Annotated in this window: 12 protein-coding genes; 8 read left to right on the top strand and 4 right to left on the bottom strand. The window is 40.2% G+C overall.

Annotated features, from left to right (window positions below; translation table 11 throughout):
- Positions 1-4: 4 nt before the first annotated feature.
- From QE422_RS04395 to QE422_RS04385, 3 genes are all read right to left on the bottom strand, one after another.
- Positions 5-1,249 carry a hypothetical protein gene (locus QE422_RS04395; protein WP_307455380.1) on the bottom strand — a complete coding sequence of 415 codons (1,245 nt, stop codon included), beginning with the start codon at positions 1,247-1,249 and terminating at the stop codon, positions 5-7.
- 17 nt (positions 1,250-1,266) lie between these two features.
- On the bottom strand, positions 1,267-1,611 hold the full coding sequence (locus QE422_RS04390) for a phosphomannose isomerase type II C-terminal cupin domain (protein WP_307455377.1): 345 nt from the start codon (positions 1,609-1,611) through the stop codon (positions 1,267-1,269).
- Between the two features lie 154 nt (positions 1,612-1,765).
- Positions 1,766-3,190, bottom strand: coding sequence for an MAC/perforin domain-containing protein (locus QE422_RS04385; RefSeq protein WP_307455374.1), 1,425 nt, complete (start codon positions 3,188-3,190; stop codon positions 1,766-1,768).
- 282 nt (positions 3,191-3,472) lie between these two features.
- On the opposite strand from QE422_RS04385, the gene QE422_RS04380 reads away from it, so the two are divergent.
- Genes QE422_RS04380 through QE422_RS04370 form a run of 3 tightly spaced genes read left to right on the top strand, consistent with a single transcriptional unit; the run spans position 3,473 to position 6,950 of the window.
- The gene (locus QE422_RS04380) at positions 3,473-4,387 is read left to right on the top strand and encodes a hypothetical protein (protein ID WP_307455372.1); all 915 of its coding nucleotides are present in this window, start codon (positions 3,473-3,475) and stop codon (positions 4,385-4,387) included.
- A 53-nt stretch (positions 4,388-4,440) separates the two neighbouring features.
- Positions 4,441-5,946, top strand: coding sequence for a glutamate--tRNA ligase (gene gltX / locus QE422_RS04375; RefSeq protein ID WP_307455370.1), 1,506 nt, complete (start codon positions 4,441-4,443; stop codon positions 5,944-5,946).
- A gap of 47 nt (positions 5,947-5,993) precedes the next feature.
- On the top strand, positions 5,994-6,950 hold the full coding sequence (locus QE422_RS04370) for an acetyl-CoA carboxylase carboxyltransferase subunit alpha (RefSeq protein ID WP_307455367.1): 957 nt from the start codon (positions 5,994-5,996) through the stop codon (positions 6,948-6,950).
- Positions 6,951-7,008: 58 nt separating this feature from the next.
- Here QE422_RS04370 and QE422_RS04365 read toward each other — a convergent pair whose 3' ends face one another.
- On the bottom strand, positions 7,009-7,698 hold the full coding sequence (locus QE422_RS04365) for a DUF6759 domain-containing protein (protein ID WP_307455365.1): 690 nt from the start codon (positions 7,696-7,698) through the stop codon (positions 7,009-7,011).
- A 145-nt stretch (positions 7,699-7,843) separates the two neighbouring features.
- Here QE422_RS04365 and tsf point away from each other — a divergent pair, with 145 nt between their 5' ends.
- The 5 genes from tsf (at position 7,844) to QE422_RS04340 (ending at position 22,802) form a co-directional block, all read left to right on the top strand.
- Positions 7,844-8,668, top strand: coding sequence for a translation elongation factor Ts (gene tsf / locus QE422_RS04360; protein WP_294302556.1), 825 nt, complete (start codon positions 7,844-7,846; stop codon positions 8,666-8,668).
- A 195-nt stretch (positions 8,669-8,863) separates the two neighbouring features.
- Complete coding sequence (locus QE422_RS04355) at positions 8,864-12,970, top strand: T9SS type B sorting domain-containing protein (RefSeq protein ID WP_307455357.1); 4,107 nt, start codon at positions 8,864-8,866, stop codon at positions 12,968-12,970.
- Positions 12,971-13,047: 77 nt separating this feature from the next.
- Positions 13,048-16,146 carry a gliding motility-associated C-terminal domain-containing protein gene (locus QE422_RS04350; RefSeq protein ID WP_307455354.1) on the top strand — a complete coding sequence of 1,033 codons (3,099 nt, stop codon included), beginning with the start codon at positions 13,048-13,050 and terminating at the stop codon, positions 16,144-16,146.
- Between the two features lie 138 nt (positions 16,147-16,284).
- A complete protein-coding gene (locus QE422_RS04345; RefSeq protein WP_307455352.1) occupies positions 16,285-19,137 on the top strand; it encodes a T9SS type B sorting domain-containing protein in 2,853 nt (950 codons plus the stop codon).
- Between the two features lie 263 nt (positions 19,138-19,400).
- Positions 19,401-22,802: a T9SS type B sorting domain-containing protein gene (locus tag QE422_RS04340; RefSeq protein WP_307455349.1), complete on the top strand. Its 3,402-nt coding sequence runs from the start codon at positions 19,401-19,403 to the stop codon at positions 22,800-22,802.
- The last annotated feature ends 13 nt before the right edge of the window (positions 22,803-22,815 follow it).

The raw sequence follows: 22,815 nt of genomic DNA, 5'->3' as shown, positions 1-22,815 counted from the left end.
GACGTTATTTAGAAAGACATTCGTCTATTTTCTGTTTATTTAATTGAAACTCTCTATATTTAAAAACTCCGGTTTTATAAGCAATCACAGCACCAAAATTGATAACATCGCTTGTAGTTGTCATCGGGAAAACACATGATCTATAAGTATTGTGTTCTACTAAAGGTATAGGCAGTACTTTAAAATTCATTCCGTCTTTGGAGAATGCCAGATAGAGAGTATCTGCAGTACATTTTTTAACATCACCGGCGGCAATGCATAAAAAGTAATAGCCATCTACATAAGTTGCCTGGATATGCCAAGGAGCAAACATCGGATTTACCTGTGCCCATGGCTTGTTAATAAAATTAACGACTTTGCTTTGTTTGAAATTTGAAAAATCCAGTCCATTAGCGGACGTTCTTCTGATAACATATGAAGGATCATTTCCTGGAAAATTAGGGCTAATATTATTCTCTACTTCATAACTTACATACCCCGTCCCATTATATACGAAACTTGGTGATATAATATGATTATTTTTAGGAGAATAAGGCAAATTGCTGGTGTATGCTATTTCGAGACGGCCCCAATGAATACCATCGGCGGAAGTTTGTCTTACAATCGTTCGCTGAGCATTTTTATCTGCTTTACGGACATTGTTCTGATTTTTTGCTCCTCTGCTTTTAAAGGCAGTTGCCTTGATAAAGCTACCTCTGTAATACAAAGAAAATTTATTATTTTCAAAGGTCCAGTCTACATCGGACCAGAAACCTTGTTTGGGTTCCTCTTTTTTCTCTGAGAAACTCTCATTAACAGCCGGGGCTCTTTGAAGCGGTCCCTGGGCAGAAGTTGCAGGGCTCCAGTTTAAACCGTCATTAGAAACAACAATAGTAGGATTCTCATACCTCTTTGCATCCTGTGCCGTTCCTACTGTACCGAAGTAGGGAGTAAAAACCATCCAGTATTTATATCCGTTGAATCCATTGGGAAAATACTGAACATCCGGATGACAATAGCCAACATTAGGCGAATTAATATTTTTAAGAAAAGAAGGATCATTCTTTCCTGGGTGATTTCCGTTTGCTATAACATTAATATTAATGGTACCTATATCGGTAAGGTAATCTACAGGACCTGTATAACTGTTGTTATTTGAAACAGGCTCTACATTTTCAGCATACAAACTCTCTTCCTCTCTTGAGCAGGAAAACGAAAAAATCAGAAGCAGAATAATCAATATATTCTGTTTTCTTACATGAGCGGACATCCTTAGTGTGTTATTATTTATTGCCGGTCATATTCATCTTCCAATCTCACAATATCATCTTCCCCAAAATAAGTCCCAGTCTGCACTTCAATGAAAACAACAGGCTTATTAGAAAGATTCATCATTCTGTGATTTGCTCCGAGAGGGATAAAGATGCTCTCTCCGTAAGCAAGATTAATTTCTTTACCATCAAGAACTACAGTAGCATCACCCTCGATGATGGTCCATTGCTCCTGTCTTTTGTGATGATATTGGTAAGAAAGTTTCTGTCCGGGATTTACCTCAATTCTCTTTAATTTATAATGAGGCTCATCAGCTAGAACATAATATTTCCCCCATGGTCTTTCTCCAATTTCTAACATATTCTAAGGTTTAGGATTACAAAAGTAAATTAATTTCCAAAATAACAGGTGAACAAAAAAACTATTTTAGATATTGAAAATTAAAATAACAACTTTACAAACAAAAATGAAGTTTTCTTAGAAAACTTCATTTTAATTAGATATATTTTACAAATCAATTGGCTGGATAAGCATAAAAAGCAATTCCTTCATTAATCCATTTACCTCCTCCGGCGGTTGGTAAATTATCTACACTATAATAATGATCTTTATCGGTTGCATTCCAGTATTGGTAAATTGGGACAGTACCTCCTTTCTGATATGAATAAGCATAGAATAAAATTCCATCACTTTTCCATTTTCCACCTCCTACTGTAGAAGCATTAACTGTTGAATAGTAATGATCATAATCGGTATCATTCCAATATGAATAAATGGCTACTGCGTCATCAATTTGTTTTGAAGGCGCTTTAAAGGCAACATGTTCATAATTCCAATCTCCAATATTATTAGCATATTTAGGAGTATAATAATGATCTTTTGCTATACCATTCCAATATGAGTAAATATTAGTTATATAATCTAAATTAACTTTATTATCAATCAAATATTGATCTACATAAGCTTTTAATTGAGCCTTCTTTGTTGGATCTTTTACTAAATCATAAATAAGAATTAAACCCTTATTTCCAAAATCAACTAAAACAGAATTACTAGGAGTGGAACTATTTTGCCAGTTTGAAATATTAATTTTAGGATTCGTCTGTTCTAAATTTATCTCACCAACAAGTCCTTTGGACGGATCTCCGCCTCTTGTTCTATAAGACAACTTTCGAGAATAGTTTTTATTAGATTCCGTAGTATTCACATCATTAGTAACATTAATATCAAAAATACTCCCGACTCCCACTTTTACACCGATTCTAGCAGCCCGCTCACGATCTTGGTTAGTTGTCTCAGACTGAAACATTATGTCCATTTTTGCTCCTGTATAAATATCCAAAGTTACATGTGTTCCATAGTCCTGTACAATTTGTTGTGGTGTTTTTGTTTGTAAATCCTGGGTAAACTCAGGAGTAAGATAATCACCCAACATACCAGGTAACGCATTAAATCGAAGTCTTCGCTGCTTAATTACAAGATTATAACTTCCATAAATATATTTAGCATCAAATTTATTAGTATTCGTTACCGCAGAATTAAATCCTGCTTTTATCGACTGACCAAATAATTTGAATCCTGCCGTTACGTCTACTTTTGTGGAAACCATTTTAGAATAAGCCTCTGCATTTTCTGCATATTCCTCTATATACTCTTGAGAAAAAGTATTTTCAGTAATCAATCTTCCTGGCTGTTCTAATTGAAACCTATTAATATCTATTACCTGAAATCCTGCAGAATTGGAATTGGCATATTCACCTGCTGCATTATATCCATGTCCTAAAACATCATAGATTCCATCTCCGGCTGATTTTCCAGTAAGAGATCTTCCAGAGTTCTTCAAATTTTCTGCAACCTCATTATTTAGTTCTTCAGAAGAACATGAAGCCATTAAGAGCATTAGTAGACTACTAAAGCAAAAAAGAATTTGTTTTTTCATAGTTAACAATTTTCAGCAAAGATAATACTCTACAATATGTGAAATAAATTTGTAGAAATGATATATATCACTATACAATGAATATAATTTAAATCTAATAATCGACAAAAATTTACTATAATTCAAATTTTCAATCTTACCTTAAATGCACTTTACATGTACTTAAATTACTTTTAACAATCTATTGTAATTGAGTAAGCTCACCATAATCAAATTAATTTTCCAAAATAATTGCGGCTTTAAGAAAAAAATCAGACTTTTGCTTTTTGCTAATATTTCTAAATGAAAATCAGTGCATTCAGCTATGTCAGAAATGGCTTTACCTACGGGGTTCCCTTTATAGAATCGATAAAATCCGTGCTTCCTTTGTGTAGCGAATTGGTAATTGCAGTCGGAGACTCTACCGACGGAACCCGAGAAGCTATTTTGGGTCTCGACGATCCAAAGATAAAAATCATTGATACGGTTTGGGACGATTCCATGACACGGGGAGGCAAAATATTTGCTCAGCAATGCAATATTGCATTTACCCATGTATCTCCGTCCGCAGATTGGGTAATCCACATTCAGGCCGATGAGGTTTTACATGAAAAGGATTATCCTTTAATTTTGGCAAAGATGCAGGAAGCTGATCGGTATAAAGAAGTGGAAGGGCTGCTTCAGCCTTTCATTCATTTCTGGGGCGATTACAACCATATCCGGAACAGCCGCAGGGTTCATAGAAATGAAATCAGAATTTTTAAATACAATCCTAAAATCAGGGCCTATATTGATTCTCAGGGTTTCAGGAAATTCAATTCCATCGAAAATTATGAGAACGGATCCGAAAGAGGAGAAAAGCTGAAAGTGCTAACCTTAAATGCTCCCGTTTATCATTACAGTTCCGTAAAATCCAAACGAACCATGTCTTTAAAAGCCAATAACTTCGTATACTATTACGGCCATACGGATAAAAAGCTGGAAGAAGCACCGAAGAACGAGTTCAATTATAATACCGTAGACCGGGTAACCCAATTTAAAGGGACGCACCCTCAGGTTATGGCAGAAGCGATTGCCGCTTATACCTTTGTTTTCAACCATGACAAATCCCAGGCGGTCTGGAAAAAAAAGGATAAATACCTGCAGCCTATCGAAGACTTACTAAAAATCCGTTTCGGGGAATATAAAAATTATATCCTTCTTAAAAATCCAAAATAGAATTCCTTTTTTTAAAGTAAAGTCTCTTACCTTTGCACCAAAATAAAATTGAAATGGACAAAGTAAGAGTACGTTTTGCTCCAAGTCCTACGGGACCATTACATTTGGGAGGCGTAAGAACGGCATTATATGATTATCTTTTTGCTAAAAACCAGGGCGGTGAATTTGTATTGAGAATTGAAGATACTGACACGGCAAGATATGTGGAAGGAGCAGAAGAATACATTGAGGAAGCCCTTGAATGGTGTGGAATCATTGCCGACGAAAGTCCTAAAAAAGGAGGGAAGTTTGCTCCGTACAGACAATCCGAAAGAAGAGATATCTACGACCGGTATACCGCGCAGATCTTAAAAACAGAGTATGCCTACATCGCTTTTGATACTGCTGAAGAGCTCGATGCCATCCGTGCTGAATATGAAGCAAGAGGCGATGTCTTTTCTTATGACAATAAAACAAGAAATCAGCTAAAAAACAGTTTAACCCTTTCTGAAGAAGAGTTACAGCAGTTATTGGATGACAAAACACCCTATGTGGTGAGATTCAGAATGCCGGTTGACAGAACGTTGAACCTGGAAGATATCATCCGTGGAAAATTCTCGGTAAATACCAATACTTTAGATGATAAAGTGCTGGTAAAAAACGACGGGATGCCGACTTACCATTTCGCCAACATCATCGACGATCATGAAATGGAAATTTCACACGTGATTCGCGGTGAAGAGTGGCTGCCATCTTTAGGTTTACATACATTATTATATGAGGCAATGGGTTGGAAAGCTCCTCAGTTTGCGCATCTTTCTCTAATTTTAAAGCCGGAAGGAAAAGGAAAGTTAAGCAAAAGAGACGGTGATAAATTCGGATTCCCTGTATTTCCGCTAAACTTTACGGATCCTGCAACCGGAAATGTTTCCAAAGGATACCGGGAAAGTGGCTATCTCCCTGAGGCATTTATCAATATGGTTGCTCTATTGGGCTGGTCTCCTGCAGATGACAAGGAAATCTTGTCGCTGGATGAAATGACCAAAGAATTTGATTTAAATAAAGTTCATAAAGCCGGAGCAAGGTTTAGTAAAGAGAAAGCAGAATGGTTCAACCATCAGTATATTCAGCAGAAATCCAACGAAGACTTGCTTCAGATTTTAAAAGATTCAGACTTAAATCTGACGCTTTCTGATGATAAATTAATAAAGGTCATTCATCTCATGAAAGAGAGAGCAACTTTCCCTAAAGATATCTACGAAAATGGAAAATTCTTCTTCGAAGCGCCAGTTGCTTATGATGAAAAGGCATCGAAAAAAGCATGGAATGATGAAACTTCCGGAATTTTGCAGGAACTTGCTTACCAATTGGAAGCCGTGGAATTCAGTGCTGAAAATGTGAAGCAGGCCGTGCATGATTTTGCGGAAAACAAAGGGTTGGGAATGGGTAAAGTGATGATGCCGCTACGATTGTCCTTAGTAGGCGAACTGAAAGGCCCGGATGTTCCGGACATCATGGAACTTCTTGGAAAAGAAGAGACTATCACCCGAATAAACAATGCAATTAATAATTTTAAATAGTTTTTGATAATTTTTCATAAATTTGAAAGATTTAATTTACTTCAAGAATGGAATATTTAAGTTTCGAACTTCCTATAAAAGAATTAATGGATCAATACCAAACGTGTTCTTTAGTAGGAGAAGAAAGTGGTGTTGATGTAAAATTAGCATGCAGCCAGATCGAGGATAAAATCATAGAAAAGAAAAAAGAAATCTATGGAAATCTTACACCCTGGCAGCGGGTACAGCTTTCCCGTCATCCGGACCGTCCTTATACCCTGGACTATATCAACGGAATGGTGGATAAAGGAAGCTTTCTGGAACTTCACGGAGACCGGAATTTTGCAGATGATCCTGCCATGATTGGCGGCTTGGCCACGCTTGATGGCCAGAAAGTAATGATCATCGGTACCCAGAAAGGAAGAACTACCAAAGAAAGACAGCACAGAAGATTCGGGATGCCGAATCCTGAAGGATATAGAAAAGCGTTACGACTGATGAAGCTGGCTGAAAAGTTTCGAATTCCGGTAGTAACCTTGGTTGACACTCCGGGAGCCTATCCGGGACTTGAAGCGGAAGAAAGAGGACAGGGAGAAGCCATTGCGAGAAATATTTTCGAAATGACCATGCTTAAAACGCCTATCTTCACTTATATTATCGGTGAAGGAGCTAGTGGCGGTGCTTTAGGAATCGGTGTAGGAAATAAAGTATACATGCTTGAAAACACATGGTATACGGTAATTGCACCGGAAAGCTGCTCTTCCATCCTTTGGAGAAACTGGGACCACAAGGAAGATGCCGCCAATGCCCTGAATCTTACCCCGAAAGATGCCCTGAGAGAGAAATTCATCGACGGCATCGTAGAAGAACCGCTGGGCGGAGCACATTACGATCCGGAAACCACTTATCTGAATCTGAAAAACTCGATATTGCAAAACATCAAAGCCTTTTCAAAATTCACAGGAAAAGAATTGGAAACCCAGAGACAAGACAAATTTATTGCGATGGGGCAATTTAAAGGATAAAATAAAAATCCCGGTTAAGAATTTTCTTAACCGGGATTTTTATTTTTATAATACAATCTTATTCACTTAAATTCAGTTCAATCTCAATATCCTTATTGATCTTTTTCAGGGAAGAATACTTAGCATCGCAGACCATGGTAGTCAGGACGTACTCTCCTTTTTCCACCAGCAGGAAATTTTGCCCGTTGGCGGGAACATCCAGGTTGTAATATTTTTTCCCGTTGATCTTTACGATGAGCCTGCATTTAGACCGGTTCTTAATATTGATATAAGCTTCTTTATCCGTTGGATCGTTGTTGAACAAGTGAGTAAGCATCGCGGCTGTCCTTTTATTCTGCTCGCTGGCCCCGGAAGATTTTTTGCTTCCGCCTAATGCGTTTTCTGTTTTTGCGGAACCCGTACTGGCAGCGGCTATGGTCTTGGCATTGTTCAGTTTATTGTTATCCAGAACCATCTGCCGGATTTTATCTTCGCTGACTGCTTTAATTGTCGGTTTGGCCTCAGGAGAATTATTGGCCATAATCATCTGGATAAGCTTCTTCTTGAAATAATCGGTTTTGGCGTGTCCCGGATTCTGTTTCAGAAAGCCGGCCACTACCCTAGCCTCGGCCGTTGCCTCTGCATCACTTTCCGTATAAATGATCGCTGTTTCCTTTTCTACGATGGCTTTGGATTTCGTTTTTTTCTTTTTTTGAGAAAAACCGAGGGTGAAAATACATAAAAATATGAGGAAGAATATTTTTTTCATTAAGTAAACATTTAAAAATTTATTAAATATACAAATAACGCAAAAAGTCATTTTTTAGTTTATCATTAAAATCATTATCTTTGCATCGCTTTAAAATTAAGCTAAAAATTAATACTAAACCTTAAATAAAAAAATAATAGATATTATGTCTTATACACCAGCTGCTGCAGACGTAGCAAAATTGAGAAACCAAACAGGTGCAGGTATGATGGACTGCAAGAAAGCTTTAGTAGAAGCTGAAGGAGATTTCGAAAAAGCAGTAGATATCCTTAGAAAAAAAGGACAGAAAGTTGCGGCTAACAGAGCGGACAGAGAGTCTACTGAAGGTGCAGTAATCGCAAGAGTAAACGAAGACAACACGTTAGGTGTTGTAATCTCTTTGAACTGTGAAACCGATTTCGTTGCTAAGAACGAAGCGTTCATCGAGTTGGCTTACGAATTGGCTGAAATGGCAATTTTCGCAGCTACAAAAGAAGAATTATTGGCTACTGATTTCCACGGGCTTACGGTTGCTGAAAAATTAATCGAGCAAACCGGAGTTATCGGTGAGAAAATCGAGATCGGTGCATTCGAAAGAATCGAAGGGCCTTTCTTGGGAGCTTACATCCACGCAGGAAACAAAATCGCTTCTATCACTGCACTTTCTGCTAACGTAGAAGGAGCTAGCGAAGCGGCTAAAGCGGTTTCTATGCAGGTAGCTGCTATGAACCCGATCGCTCTTGATGAGAACGCAGTTTCTCAGGCAACGATCGACAAAGAATTGGAAATCGAAAGACATAAACTTACAGAAGAAGGTAAGCCTGCAAACATTATCGATAACATCCTTAAAGGTAAAATGCAGAGATTCTACAAAGACAACACTTTGGTACACCAGGATTTCATCAAAGACAGCAGCATGTCTGTAGCTGACTATGTAAAATCTGTAAACGGAGACCTTAAAGTAACCGGATTTGTAAGAGTAAGCTTATAATCTTTTCAGATTAAAAATAATGATGAGACTGTCCCAAAAGGACAGTCTCATTTTATTTCTCTGTTTATGGAATACACTGTGATATTAAAAAAATATTAAAAATTCAACAATATTTCATATTATAGAAATTAGTAATTAAATTTTATGTAAAAAATTGATTTTTAATATTTACATTTGCATCCCTTATTGAGAAATATGAAAAAACTTCTACTAACCATTTGTACATTTCTTTGTTTATTATGCAATGCCCAGCTTGACACGGATCATTGGTTTGCGCCAATGGCTTCCAAAGCAGGAACAGCGAACTTACAGGGTTATCTATATCTGTCTACAGATGTGGTAACTCCTTTTTCTGTACAGATTTATAACAGCAATTCCCTTTTTACGACAGTACAGGTAAGTAAAGGGAATCCGGTGCAGGTAAGCATTCCCAACAATTTCTTAATAACGGATAATCCTTCCGATCTTTTCACCCCAAATTCCATGGGAGTATATCTGAAAGGGAGCAAGAAGTTTTTTGCCAATTACAGGTTTTCAGTTCCCAATCATGCGGAAATCATTACTTCCAAAGGACTGGCAGGTCTGGGGACAACTTTTTATGTCGGAATGGCCCCGATCACCGGTACGGCAAATTATGTAAACTCTACGATAGGCGTTACGGCAACAGAAGACAATACTTCCGTTGTGATCTCCGGCTATAACCCCAATGTCGTATTCTCAGACGGAACTTCGAGTCCGACCAAAACTTTTACCTTAAATAAAGGACAGTCTTATATCCTGGACGCTTTAAGCACCGATTCCGTAAACAACCTGGATGGACTGATCGGCGCAAAGATCCAGTCGACAAAACCGATTTCCGTTACAAACGGAAATTTCAATGGAATTTACACCAGTTTAAATTTTACCAACAATGATATCCTGATGGATCAGGCCGTCCCTACTGATCGGTTGGGAAAAGAATTTGTGGTGGTAAAAGGAAACGGAACTGTAAATTCCCAGATGGAAACAGCACTTATTGTCGCTACCCAGAATGGTACGAATATTACCCTTAACGGCATCCCTTCCGGAATTACCCTGAATGCAGGGCAGTATTACATGGTTCCCAGCATTAATTACATTCAGCACGGAACCGGAGATAATTACAACATGGGGATCTCGTCAAATAATAACATCTACGTTTATCAGTTACTGGCAGGGGTTTCCAGCACAAGCGGAAACGAATATGCGACCGGAGGAATGAACTTCATCCCGCCATTAAGCTGTTATATGCCCAATAAAGTAGACGAAATTGGATTTATTAATAAAATCGGAAGCCAGACATTTAATACCCGGTTAAATATCATTACCCAAACCGGAGCAACCGTTACTTTGAACGGAACGCCTATCGCAACAGCAAACGGTCCCTTTCCGGTAAACGGAAATCCGAACTGGGTTACCTATACTGTTCCTAATGTAAGCGGTACGGTCACAGTAAATTCTACAAAATCCGTAACGGCGGGTATAGCTGCAGGTAGCGGTGCTGTGGGTTACGGAGGTTATTTTGCAGGCTTTTCATCAGTTCCCGTAATTTCCAAAACCGGCGACTGCTATACCGGAATTTTATTACAGGTAGATAACTCGTACGACACTTACCAGTGGTACCTTAACGGAACCTTGATTCCGGGAGCCACTTCCTATTCGATCAATCCTGAAACATACGGAGCAGGCAATTACACCTGCGTAGTGACAAAAAACAATTGCGGATACGCTGCAACAAATGCTTATTCATATACCCTTTGTCCTCCTATTACAACGACAACCTATAATATAGGATCCTGTAATACGAAAGTGGTTTCACCGGTATTTACCAATTCTACCCAGACCATTGTTCCTTCCAACACCAGCATTATTCTGGCCCCAACTTCAGGAACGGCCACGGTGAATCCTGTAACAGGCCAGATTACCTATACGCCGAACGCGGGTCTTACAGCAGATACTACGGATACCTTTATCTATTATGTTCAAGGGAATGGAAGCCCTGCTGATTTTGAGTATTTTAAGATTGTGATTAATACCGATGTCCTTCAAACAACAAACGGTTCATTAAGCTCATGTGCAGACACCAATGGAAACGGTACTTATAACCTTACTTCCGTAAGTGTTACCCCCGATTCGGGAACTACGGTTCAGTATTTTACCACTGCGGCTCTTACAGGCACACCGATTGCCAATCCGGCCTCTTACAACGGGCCGGCAGGAACTATTTATGCCAATGTAATTTCGCAGTATGGATGTTCGAAAACGGCTCAGATCGTATTATCGGTTATCCCTTCACCAACAGTTAATAACAGTTCATTAACGGCCTGCGCAGGAACAAACGGGAACGGAACCTTTAATCTTGCCTCAGCGAATATTTCTTCCGATCCCGGGATTACAGTTACTTATTTTACCAATCCAAATTTAACGGGACAGATCACGAATCCAACAACTTATTCCGGGCCTTCAGGAATTATCTATGCCAATGTAACCTCATCGACAGGCTGCTCAAGAATTGCTCAGATCACTTTAACAGTAAATCCGCTGCCGAATGTAACCAATGGTTCCCTAACGGTTTGTGCCGGAACGAACGGAAACGGAACATTTAACCTTACTTCAGTAAATCTTTCCGCTGATCCGGGAGTAACGGTAACTTATTTTACCAATTCAAACTTAACCGGGCAGATTACCAATCCGACAACCTACTCCGGACCTTCGGGAATTGTTTATGCTAATGTAACTTCATCGGCAGGATGTTCAAAGGTTGCCCAGATTAATTTAACGGTAAATCCGCTACCTAATGTGAACAACGGTTCTTTAAATTCCTGTGCAGATGCAACCGGAAACGGAACCTTCAATCTTACTTCCGTCAATGTAACTCCTGATTCCGGAACAACGGTTCAGTATTTTACCAATTCGGCCATGACGGGAACACCTATTGCCAATCCAGCAGTTTATAACGGACCGGCCGGGACTATTTATGCCAATGTAACCTCATCGGCAGGATGTTCAAAGGTTGCCCAGATCACCTTAACGATTACCCCACTTCCTAATATCAATACCGCCAATTATAACGCCACCCTTTGTGATGATAATTTCGATGGTGTTGTGAATGTGAATTTTCCCGGCGTTACGCCTCAGATCGTAACTGGTTCTGCTAACTTTAATGTGAGATATTACCTGCTTCAAACGGATGCCAATGCAGGGAACAACAATACCTTACCGGCAAACTGGAGTTATACCGCAAATACCACCGTATATGTACGGGTAGATGCGCTTACGGGAACTTGTCCTCCCGCTTTCGGGCAGATTAACTTCAAGATCGGCAACAGAATTACACTTGCTTCAGGCAATGGCAATGCTGAAATCTGCGACAGCGATGTCAACGGTTCGGAAAGTGCTAACCTGAATAATTATAAAAACCTTTTCACGGCTGATCCGGGAGTGAGTATGGCTTTTTATTCGACGCTGGCCAACGCACAGACAGGAACAAATGCAATTCCTTCCGTTCAGACCATCACGGGTACCCAAACTTTCTATATAAGATTCACCAGTGCTACGGCCTGTCCGAATACTGGAGTCTTAACGATCATTTTAAAAGCACCGAAAAAATCAACGATATTGACTGATAAAGTGGTCTGTCCAAATGACACCACTACATTGGATGCAGGTTCCGGATTTATTTCCTATTTATGGAGTACGGGAGCCACTACACAATCTATAATTGTTGGAGAAGGAAGCTACTATGTAGATCTTGGTTTCAATGGCTGTGTATACCGTCAGTTCGTTAATGTAACAACAGCACCTGCGCCAAAAATTACTAAAATTGAAGTTTCAGGCTATAACGCTACGATTTCCGTTTCGGGTGGAACACCACCTTATAAATATTCTTTGAACGGCATTGATTATCAGTCTTCCAACATTTTTACCGGGCTTTCCAGAGGGATTCATACGGTCTATGTAACCAGTGTGGACGGATGTTCTCCGGTAACTGCAGAATTTTTGGTGTTGAACCTGATTAATGCCATTACGCCGAACGGTGACGGCCATAATGATGTCCTGAATTATTCCGACCTCAGAATCAAGCAGAATGTTTCTATTGAAATTGCAGACCGTTACGGAGCGATCGTTCATAAATCCTCCGATAAAAGCTATACTTGGGACGGAAAAATAAACGGGGCACCCCTACCGACAGGAACTTACTGGTATGTATTACGATGGATCGAGCCGGATACAAAATTGCCAGTATCCTACTCCGGATGGATTTTAATTAAAAATCGTGAATAAAATTTAATTTTTATTTACAAATTATTAACAATATATAATATATTATCTAAATTTGTAGAAATCCTAAATCATTCCATATGAACAGATTTCTACTGTCTTTTGTATTAATGCTGCTTAGCATCAATACGCTTTTTGCCCAAAGGGATACGGATCACTGGATCGCACCTTATTATGCGTCCACGAGTGGATATACCAATGCTGTGTATCTTTCAACAGATTCTATGACCCCTTTTGATGTAAAAATTTATAACAATAACATCCTGATCCAGACGGTTACCATCAGCAAAGGAAATCCACAATCGTATACGGTGGCGGCCAATCTGGTTTCCGCAACCGCTACATCCGATGCGCTTCAGGTGATCACAAAAGGGCTTTATCTTAAAGGAGATAAACCGTTCTACTGTACCTTGAGATCTGCACAAGTCTCTCATGGTGAAATCATCACCTCTAAAGGGAAAGCCGGAATCGGAAAATTATTTTATGTGGCTAATGCGCCCAATACCAATGCCGGTACAGGTTCGTCAAATAATTTTACCGCAGGTGTTTTAGCCACCGAAGATAATACTTTGGTGACTGTAACCTGGACAACTACTGGACTGTCCTTTATCGGAGGAACTACGGCTGGGAACTCCCAGTCTTTCACCTTGAACAAAGGGCAGTCGTATATCATGGCCGGAAATAACGGAACATCAGCGAATCTTACAGGATTTATCGGCGCAAAAATTGTTTCCGACAAACCGATCAGCTTAACCAACGGAAGTGCGAATGGAAACTTTGGGGCAGGAGGTTCTTCCGGTTCCGATTTAATCATGGACCAATCCGTTCCTGTAGAAAGATTAGGAAGTACATTCGCCATGGTAAAAACAAGATCTACCGCTCCATCTGAAAATATGGAAGGAGGAATTGTAATTGCAACGGAAGACAATACCCAGATTTTCGTGAACGGCGGGACAACGCCTTTAGCAACAATCAACGCGGGGCAATGGTACAGAATCAACGAAACAAATTATATCGAGCAAACCGCAGGAAGCGGACACTTTAATATGTTGATTTCCACTTCTAAAAATGTATACCTCTATCAGCTGGTAGGTGTAGGTACGGCAAACAATACGGGAGGTTATAACTACATCCCACCATTGAACTGTTTCCTACCCAGAAAAATAGATGAGATCGGAAAGATTGATGAAATGCCGAATGTTTCAGGGGTTACATTAAAACTAAATATTTTAACGGAAGCAGGAGCGACCGTTACCTATAGTACAAATGGAGGTCCGGCAACAACGCCAACAGCAGCTCAGGGCCCATACACTTTAACAGGAAATACAAACTGGGTAACCTACGCGATAGAAGGAATTTCAGGAAACCTAACGGTGAATTCGACAAAAGCTGTAACTGCCGGAGTAAATGGAGGCTATAGCACTGCTGGATATGGAGGATATTTTGCCGGATTCTCATCTATCCCGGTAATTGCAAAGCAGACCGGTGAATGTATTCCCGGAATTGTTCTGGAAGTGGATGACAGCTATGAGACCTATCAGTGGTTCTTAAATGGTGTAGCCATTACCGGTGCCACACAAAATACAATTACACCGTCAACCGCAGGAAATTATACCGTGAAGGTAACCATCGGAAGCTGTCCTCCTGTTACTACACCGATTTATAAAGTAACAAGCTGCGTAAGAAATACCACAACAGCTCTAAATGCATGTGCTACGAAAATTATCACGCCTGCATTTTCATTTACTACAACACAAACGCCGGTAGCCAGCACCGTAACTATTATTACGCAGCCTACCCACGGAACGGCAACCATCAATGGATCAGGCCAGATCACTTATATTCCAAACCCAGGATATTTAGGACCCGATACTATTGTATATAAATTCTGTGGAAATGCACCGGAATTCGTTGACTGTGAACAAGTCACCCTAAATCTAACCGTTGTACCATTTATTTTAACGGATACAACGATTAAAGCATGTCAGTATAACGGCAAAGGATTCTTTGACCTGACAGCCGCTAATGTAACGACATATAGCCCTGTAGTTAAGAAATTCTATCCGACACTGACTGCACTAAATGCAGGAACCAATGAAATCACAACAAATATTACAAATTATCTTTCAGGAGCCGGCTTTGTTTATGTAAAAGTAACGACTAATGAAGGCTGTACCGGAACGGCGAAGATCACTTTGGATTTCCTTCCTACGCCTGTAGTAACGGAAGCAACAATCAGGGAATGTTTCCTTGAGACAGACGAAACAAAAGCTGCGTTCAATCTTTCGACGGCAAATGTTTCAGCAGAAACGCCTATCACTAAAAAGTATTATCCTACTTTTGTTGATGCCAGCAATGCGACCAATGAAATCTTAAATACTCTATCGTCAGCTTATATTTCAGGAAACGGAACCGTATATGTTAGAGTATATAATTCAAACGGATGTTACGCAATTGCGAAAGTAAACCTCGTTGTAATTCCTCCGAAGAGATCTACTGTTCTTGCAGACAAAACCATTTGTATCGATGCTAGAACAAGTCTTGATGCAGGATCTGGCTACCAATCCTACCTTTGGAGTACCGGTGCTACTACACAGGTAATAACCGGAGTAGCTGTAGGAAATTACTGGGTAATTCTAAAAGCCGACGGATGTTCTGTTAAGCAGCTTGTAAGTGTTAAAAAAGCAGAAGAGCCAGTGATTTCAGAGATTGAAATTTCCAATAATACGGCAACTGTTCATGTAAAAGGTGGTAAATCTCCTTACCAATACGCAGTGGATTCCCCTACAAACTGGCAGGATTCCAACGTATTCACCGGGCTTTCCAGGGGGCAGCATATATTCTATGTAAAAGATTTTTATAACTGTACACCGATTTCCGTGGAAGTTACCGTACCGAATTTAGTAAATGCTATTACGCCAAACGGTGATAATAAAAATGATTATATCGATTACAGCGAATTGGCATATAAAGAAAACCTTAGCTTTGTAATCTACGATCGATACGGAAATAAGATTTTCACAGGGAATAAATTCAATAATTACAAATGGGACGGAAGACATTTTGATAAGAAAATTTCCACCGGAACCTACTGGTACCACATCAACTGGAATGAACCGAACAAAGAAAAGACCCCAATAAAATACACCGGCTGGATCATGGTAAAAAATATAAACTAAAGATCTTTTGCAGGAGAATTCTTAAAACCACGATTTAAAATCGTGGTTTTTTTGTAAACAAGATTGTAATTTTCAGCAATTAATTGAATACTTAATACAATTTTCTACTATTTTTGCAAAAATCCATATTCCATATTTATGAATAAAATTTTATTATCGCTTGTGTTGATTCTCTTCGGAATTAATACAATTTTTGCGCAAAGGGATACAGATCACTGGTTTGCTCCAATGGCAGCCAGAAGCTCTGTTCTCTCCAGCCCGCAACAAGCTTTATATTTCTCTACGGATTCAACAACACCGTTTCCTGTACAGATATTCAGCAACAATGTTTTGATTGGTACTGTAACGATCAGCAAAGGAAGCCCACAGACATTCACGGTTCCTTTGGCAGCCATCATTACTTCCGCGGAGTCGGATTTGTTTACACCAATCAGTAAAGGATTATATACCAAAGGTACACGTCCTTATTATGCCACACTGCGTTTTTCTGTAACGAGCCATGGAGAAATCCTTACTTCAAAAGGAAAAGCAGGAATCGGGACGAAATTTTATGCTGTGGTATCTCCGATAGAAAATATTACAACAGGATCTGCATCCTCCACGCTTCTTAATTTCATGGCGGGAATCATGGCAACGGAAGACAATACAACCGTTACGGTTTCCGGATATTCTCCTAATACCGTATTTACCAATGGTTGGACAGGGGTTACAAATCCGACATTAACTTTTACTTTAAATAAAGGACAGTCATACATAATAGAAGGGGTAGGAAATACCGCAGCCAATAAAAAAGCATTCCTTGGTGCCAAAATAGTTGCCAACAAACCGGTTTCGGTTACCAACGGAAATTTCAACGGACAGTTCGCCATTGCAACAGGTTCTTTCTATGACGGATCGGATACTGTCATGGACCAGTCCGTGCCTACCGACAGGCTTGGAAATGAATTTGTAGTGGTAAAAGGAAACGGCGACATTAGCAAAAGAATGGAAGATGCCCTGATCGTAGCAACAGAAGACAATACTGAAGTATATATCAATGCAGGGACCACCCCGGCAGCTGTTCTTAATGAAGGACAGAGCTACAGGGTAAATGAAGTAAACAATACCAATTACATTAATCAGGGGAATAATCATTATAATATGTACATTAAGACTACAAAGAATGTATATGTTTATCAGCTACTGGCAGGGGTTGCCAACAGCAATGCAACGATCGGATTTAATTATATTCCGCCATTGAACTGTTATTTACCGAGAAAAATTGATGAAATCGGAATGATTAACATTCTTCCGCCTACGACGAATAACGTAAAATTAAATATTCTTACCGAAAAGGGGGCTGCCGTTACAGTAAATGGAGCTACTCCTACCGCCGCTCAGGGACCCTATAACGTAACGGGAACCAACAACTGGGTTTCCTACTCTGTACCGAATGTTACGGGAAATATGACGATTACTTCAACAAAAGCCGTTACAGCCGGTATTTCCGGAGGTAGTGGTGTTGTAGGATACGGTGGTTATTTTGCAGGCTTCTCCTCGATCCCGGTTATTGCCAAACAGACCGGAGATTGTATTCCGGGTCTGATCCTTGAGGTGGATGACGGGTTTGATTCTTATCAGTGGTTCAGAAATAATACCGCTATTCCGGGAGCAACTTCAAACACATTTACGCCGACGCTGGCAGGAAATTATACAGTGCGCGTTGTCGTAGGAACCTGTGCTCCGGTAGTTACTCCGGTATTTAAAGTATATACCTGTCTTAACCAAACGACAAAAGCATTAACCGTATGCGAAGGATTCCAGAGCGTAATTCCATCGTTTACCAATTCTACCCAGACGTACGTTCCGAGTACCGTAACGATTGTAACACCTCCGACGAACGGTACTGTAGTTATCGATCCTAACGGAGTTATTATCTATACCCCGACTTTCGGATTCGCAGGAACAGATACCATCGTTTACAAATTCTGCGGAAACGACCCGGAATTTACAGATTGTGAACAGGTAACCCTAACGTTTACAGTGTCCGCAAGTCCTGATGTAAATGAGGCGACTTTAAGATCATGCTTTATAACAGCAACTCCGGCAAAGGCGTTATTTGATTTAACAACTGCTATCGTAACAAGTACACCGGGTATTACCAAAAAATATTATCCGTCGCTTACGGATGCGCAAAACGGAACAAATCAGATTCAAAATCCTACAAATTATATCGCTCCCAATGGGGTTGTTTTCGTAAGGGTAACCAATGCGAACGGATGTTTCAGAGTAGCGAAAATTACTTTGGTAGTTCTTCCTCCGGTATATTCAAGCCTTCTTGAAGATAAGATTATCTGTATGGAAGATACGACGACTTTAGATGCGGGCCCAGGATTTACTGCCTATAAATGGAATACCGGGGCAACAACCCAGAGCATCAATAATGTAACCGTAGGAACTTACTGGGTAGATTTGAAAACAGGAGAATGTACAGCCAGACAGACTGTAAAAGTATATGCTTCAGAACAGCCGGTTATTTCAAACATCGACATTTCAAACAATACTGTTACAATAAATGCAGCAGGAGGAACCGCTCCTTACAAATATTCGATCGATAACATCAACTGGCAGGATTCTAATGTATTTACCAATGTTGCCAGAGGAAACCATACATTTTATCTGAAAGATGCTTATGACTGTGATCCTATTGATGTAGAAGTTACGGTACCGAACCTCATCAACATCATCACACCAAACGGAGACGGCGTTAATGACGTACTGGATTACTCCGCACTGGCTTATAAACCGAATTTTGTCTTTAATATTTATGACCGGTATGGAGCAAAAATGCACCAGGGAAATAAAACCAACGGATATAAGTGGGACGGCGCCATTGGAGGTAAAAAAGTACCTACCGGAAACTACTGGTTCGATCTGAGCTGGAACGAGCCGAACAGCAAACAAACACCGATAAAGTATTCGGGATGGATTGTTGTTAAGAACAGAGATTAAATTAAAATTGAAACCAATTACTAAAAGCACAGTTCTGAAACTGTGCTTTTTTATCTTTTTAGATTTAATGATAACAAAGTACATGAAGTGGATTACAGCGAGCCCTAGCTTCGGATTGAATACTCCAACCGCTTTCTATGAAAATGTCGATTATAACCTTATAGTAAAATACTGAAAACCATGATTTTGAAATCATGGTTTTTTGTTAATTTTTTAACAGGATAATGCTTTTTATTATTAAATTTGTGTTAAAGGCTACCTAAATGAAGAAAATTCTATCCTTTCTATTTGTATTTTATTTTTTCACCTTTACATTTGCTCAGCTGGATAGGGAACATTGGTTCGCCCCGATGGTAGACAGGACGGGAAATTCCAATCCCTATCAGAAATTATACCTTTCCACCAACCGTACAACACCGTTTCCGGTGAACATCTATAACAATAACACAATCATCGCAACGGTTACAATCAGTAAAGGAAATCCTCAGAAAGTAGATATTTTAAGGGATTACATTATTACGACGCAACAGACGGACCTTTTCACACCAACAACAAAAGGAATTTACGTAAAAGCCGAATTCCCTTTTTATGCCAACCTTCGGTTTTCGGTTTTCAATCATGCGGAAATTATTACCTCAAAAGGAATTCCTTCTACCGGAAAACTCTTCTACGCAGCCAATGCGCCGATTACCGTGAACAACTCGATCCTGAATTTCATGACGAGTGTACTCGCTACGGACGACAATACCACAGTTACGATATCAGGATACAAACCTACCGTACAATTTTCAAACGGAACTACCGGAACTACTACTCCGACGATGACTTTCACTTTAAATAAAGGGCAGTCTTATATCATCGATGGGATCGGAACCAATACGGGAAATTTCGACGGCTTTATCGGAGCTAAAATTGTAGCCAATAAAAATATAAATGTTACCAACGGAAACTTTAACGGGCAATATGCCGGAAACTTTCCTTCAAGCTCTGATATTTTGATGGACCAGGCCGTTCCCGTGGAAAGACTGGGAAATGAATTTGCTTTGGTAAAGGGCAACGGAAGTATAGGGGCCAATATGGAAGGCGCTCTTGTAATAGCCACTGAAAACAATACGGAAGTTCGGGTAAACAATGAAACCACTCCTATTGCCACTTTAAATATCGGGCAATATTTCATGATTCCGGATACCAAATACCAGCTTCAGGGGAACGGGCATTACAATCTATATATCAGAACATCTAAAAATGCTTATATCTACCAGGTGCTTGCCGGGGCAAACACTGCCGGAGCTGAAGCAGCTACGGGAGGTTTTAATTTTATTCCCGCGCTCAACTGTTATCTTCCGAAACAGATTAATGAGCTTGGTTTTATCGACGAGAATTTTGTCTATTCCAACGGCAACCCGAGCGGAATTTTAAACATTCCTACCAAACTGAATCTCATTACCGAAAGAGGGGCCGTTGTTACCGTAAACGGAACTGTTCCGCCGGCTACCACAGGTCCTTTCGATATGACAGGAACCAACAACTGGGTGACCTATGGTATTCCCAATATTACCGGAACCATCACCGTTAATTCCTCAAAAGCGATTACGGCAGGAATCAATGCAGGAAGTGACGCCGTGGGTTACGGTGGTTTTTTCGCAGGATTTCCAACACAACCGGTGATCCTGAGATCAGGAGGCAATTGTATCCCCGGAATTGTGCTTACGGTTGACCCAATCATTTATGATACTTACCAATGGTATGTCGGCGGTGTACTGATTCCGGGCGCTACCGGTTCGTCAATTACTCCGACGCAGCCCGGCTATTACACATGTTCCGTTACTATGGGAAGCTGTGCTCCTTTAATCACCGAACAGTTTAAAGTATTAAATTGTACCCGTCTTACCAATGCGACTTATGGCGTATGTACAACAAAAACCATTACACCGGCTTTTACGAATTCGAGCCAGACGCCAGTACCTTCGACAGTAGCCATTCTTACAGCTCCTACATTAGGTACTGCTGCAATCAATCCGGCGACCGGCGTAATCACTTATACAGTAACCAATCCGGGAACTACAGGAACCGATACCTTCAGTTATACCTTCTGCGGAAACAATCCTGATTTTCCCGATTGCGAAACGGTAACAGTAACCATGGACATTCAGGTTCTGACAGTAAATAATACGACGCTCAAAGCCTGTGACAACGGATCCGGGCAGGGGATATTTAATTTAACTACCGCAAACGTGACCACCAATTCTCCGGTTACAACGACCTATTACACCACCCTGCTCAATGCACAGAACGAAACTACCGGAACAGCGATTGCCAATCCTACAGCATATACTGCTTCTAACGGAACCATTGTGTATGCAGTCGTAAAAAATAATATAGGATGTAAAGCTATTGCACAGATTACGCTAAACCTATATCCTTTTGCGAATGTACTTAGTAATTATACAGGAATCTTTTGTGATGACAACTTAGATGGCGTGGTGAATGTTACGCTTTCCGACATCACCCCTATTGTTTTGAGCAATCCTTCTTATTTTACCATTGTAAAATATTATGGGGACCTTACTTCAGCCACTTCGGGAGGTACCAATACCCTTCCCAACAACTGGTCATATACTACCACGACGACGATTTATATCAGAGTGGAATCTCCGGACGGATGTCCACCGGTCATAAAGCCGCTAACGTTTACCATCGGTGCTAAAATTCCTTTGCTGAAAACAACGCATACCGTTACGATGTGCGATGATGATCTGGACGGCACCAAATCGATCGACCTGCAGTCTTTTATCAATCAGTTTACAACAGATCCGCTGGTAACGGCAACCTTTCATCCTACTCTGCTGGACGCACAGAATAATACAGCCGTACTGTCGAATCCTATGAATTTAACCGGCTCAACGACGATCTACATAAGATTCCAAAAGTCCGGTGTATGCCCAAATGTTGCATCAATTACCGTAACGGTTAAAATTCCAAAACATTCGACGGTGCTGGTTAATAAAATTATCTGCCCTAGTACACTGACGACTCTTGATGCTGGACCTGGATTTGACAGCTACCATTGGAGTACAGGTGCCACGACCCAGTCTATTTCCAACGTTTCTTCAGGAGCCTATTATGTAGATCTTACTTTTGATGGATGTACTTACCGGCAGACGGTAGATGTTACCGAATCTACGCTTCCAGTGATTACCACGATTGAGATTAACGGCAACACAGTAACCATCGGAGTAAGCGGCGGTACCCCACCTTATGAGTATTCTCTGGACGGTACAAGCTGGCAAAGCTCCAACGTATTCAATAACGTACCGCGAGGAAATCATGTCGTTCACGTACGTGATTCCAATAGATGCGAAGAGGCAACAAGAACTTTCGTAATCATTAATCTTATTAATACGATTACGCCGAATCTGGATGGCTATAACGATGTGATCGATTATTCCGCTTTAATGAATAACGAAAACGTCATATTCAGGATTTTCGACCGGTATGGTGCCGAAGTTTTTAGGGGTTCCTCTAGCAATAAGTTTATCTGGGACGGGAGAATAACAGGACGCCCTGTCAATACGGCAACTTACTGGTATTTTATCAGCTGGACGGAATTCGGAGGCTCAACGACCGTGAAATATACAAGCTGGCTGCTGGTAAAAAATTATTAATTTAAATAAGAAA

This window comes from Chryseobacterium sp. SORGH_AS_0447 (genome assembly GCF_030818695.1).
In the GTDB taxonomy this organism is placed as follows: Bacteria; Bacteroidota; Bacteroidia; order Flavobacteriales; family Weeksellaceae; genus Chryseobacterium.
This window is presented reverse-complemented; position numbering and strand designations above follow the sequence as displayed.

Coding starts and splice junctions, on each gene's coding strand:
- QE422_RS04340 (WP_307455349.1), top strand. CDS start 19,401: ATGAAGAAAATTCTATCCTTTCTATTTGTATTTTATTTTTTCACCTTT.
- gltX (WP_307455370.1), top strand. CDS start 4,441: ATGGACAAAGTAAGAGTACGTTTTGCTCCAAGTCCTACGGGACCATTA.
- tsf (WP_294302556.1), top strand. CDS start 7,844: ATGTCTTATACACCAGCTGCTGCAGACGTAGCAAAATTGAGAAACCAA.
- QE422_RS04365 (WP_307455365.1), bottom strand. CDS start 7,698: ATGAAAAAAATATTCTTCCTCATATTTTTATGTATTTTCACCCTCGGT.
- QE422_RS04395 (WP_307455380.1), bottom strand. CDS start 1,249: ATGTCCGCTCATGTAAGAAAACAGAATATATTGATTATTCTGCTTCTG.
- QE422_RS04390 (WP_307455377.1), bottom strand. CDS start 1,611: ATGTTAGAAATTGGAGAAAGACCATGGGGGAAATATTATGTTCTAGCT.
- QE422_RS04380 (WP_307455372.1), top strand. CDS start 3,473: ATGAAAATCAGTGCATTCAGCTATGTCAGAAATGGCTTTACCTACGGG.
- QE422_RS04345 (WP_307455352.1), top strand. CDS start 16,285: ATGAATAAAATTTTATTATCGCTTGTGTTGATTCTCTTCGGAATTAAT.
- QE422_RS04350 (WP_307455354.1), top strand. CDS start 13,048: ATGAACAGATTTCTACTGTCTTTTGTATTAATGCTGCTTAGCATCAAT.
- QE422_RS04355 (WP_307455357.1), top strand. CDS start 8,864: ATGAAAAAACTTCTACTAACCATTTGTACATTTCTTTGTTTATTATGC.
- QE422_RS04385 (WP_307455374.1), bottom strand. CDS start 3,190: ATGAAAAAACAAATTCTTTTTTGCTTTAGTAGTCTACTAATGCTCTTA.
- QE422_RS04370 (WP_307455367.1), top strand. CDS start 5,994: ATGGAATATTTAAGTTTCGAACTTCCTATAAAAGAATTAATGGATCAA.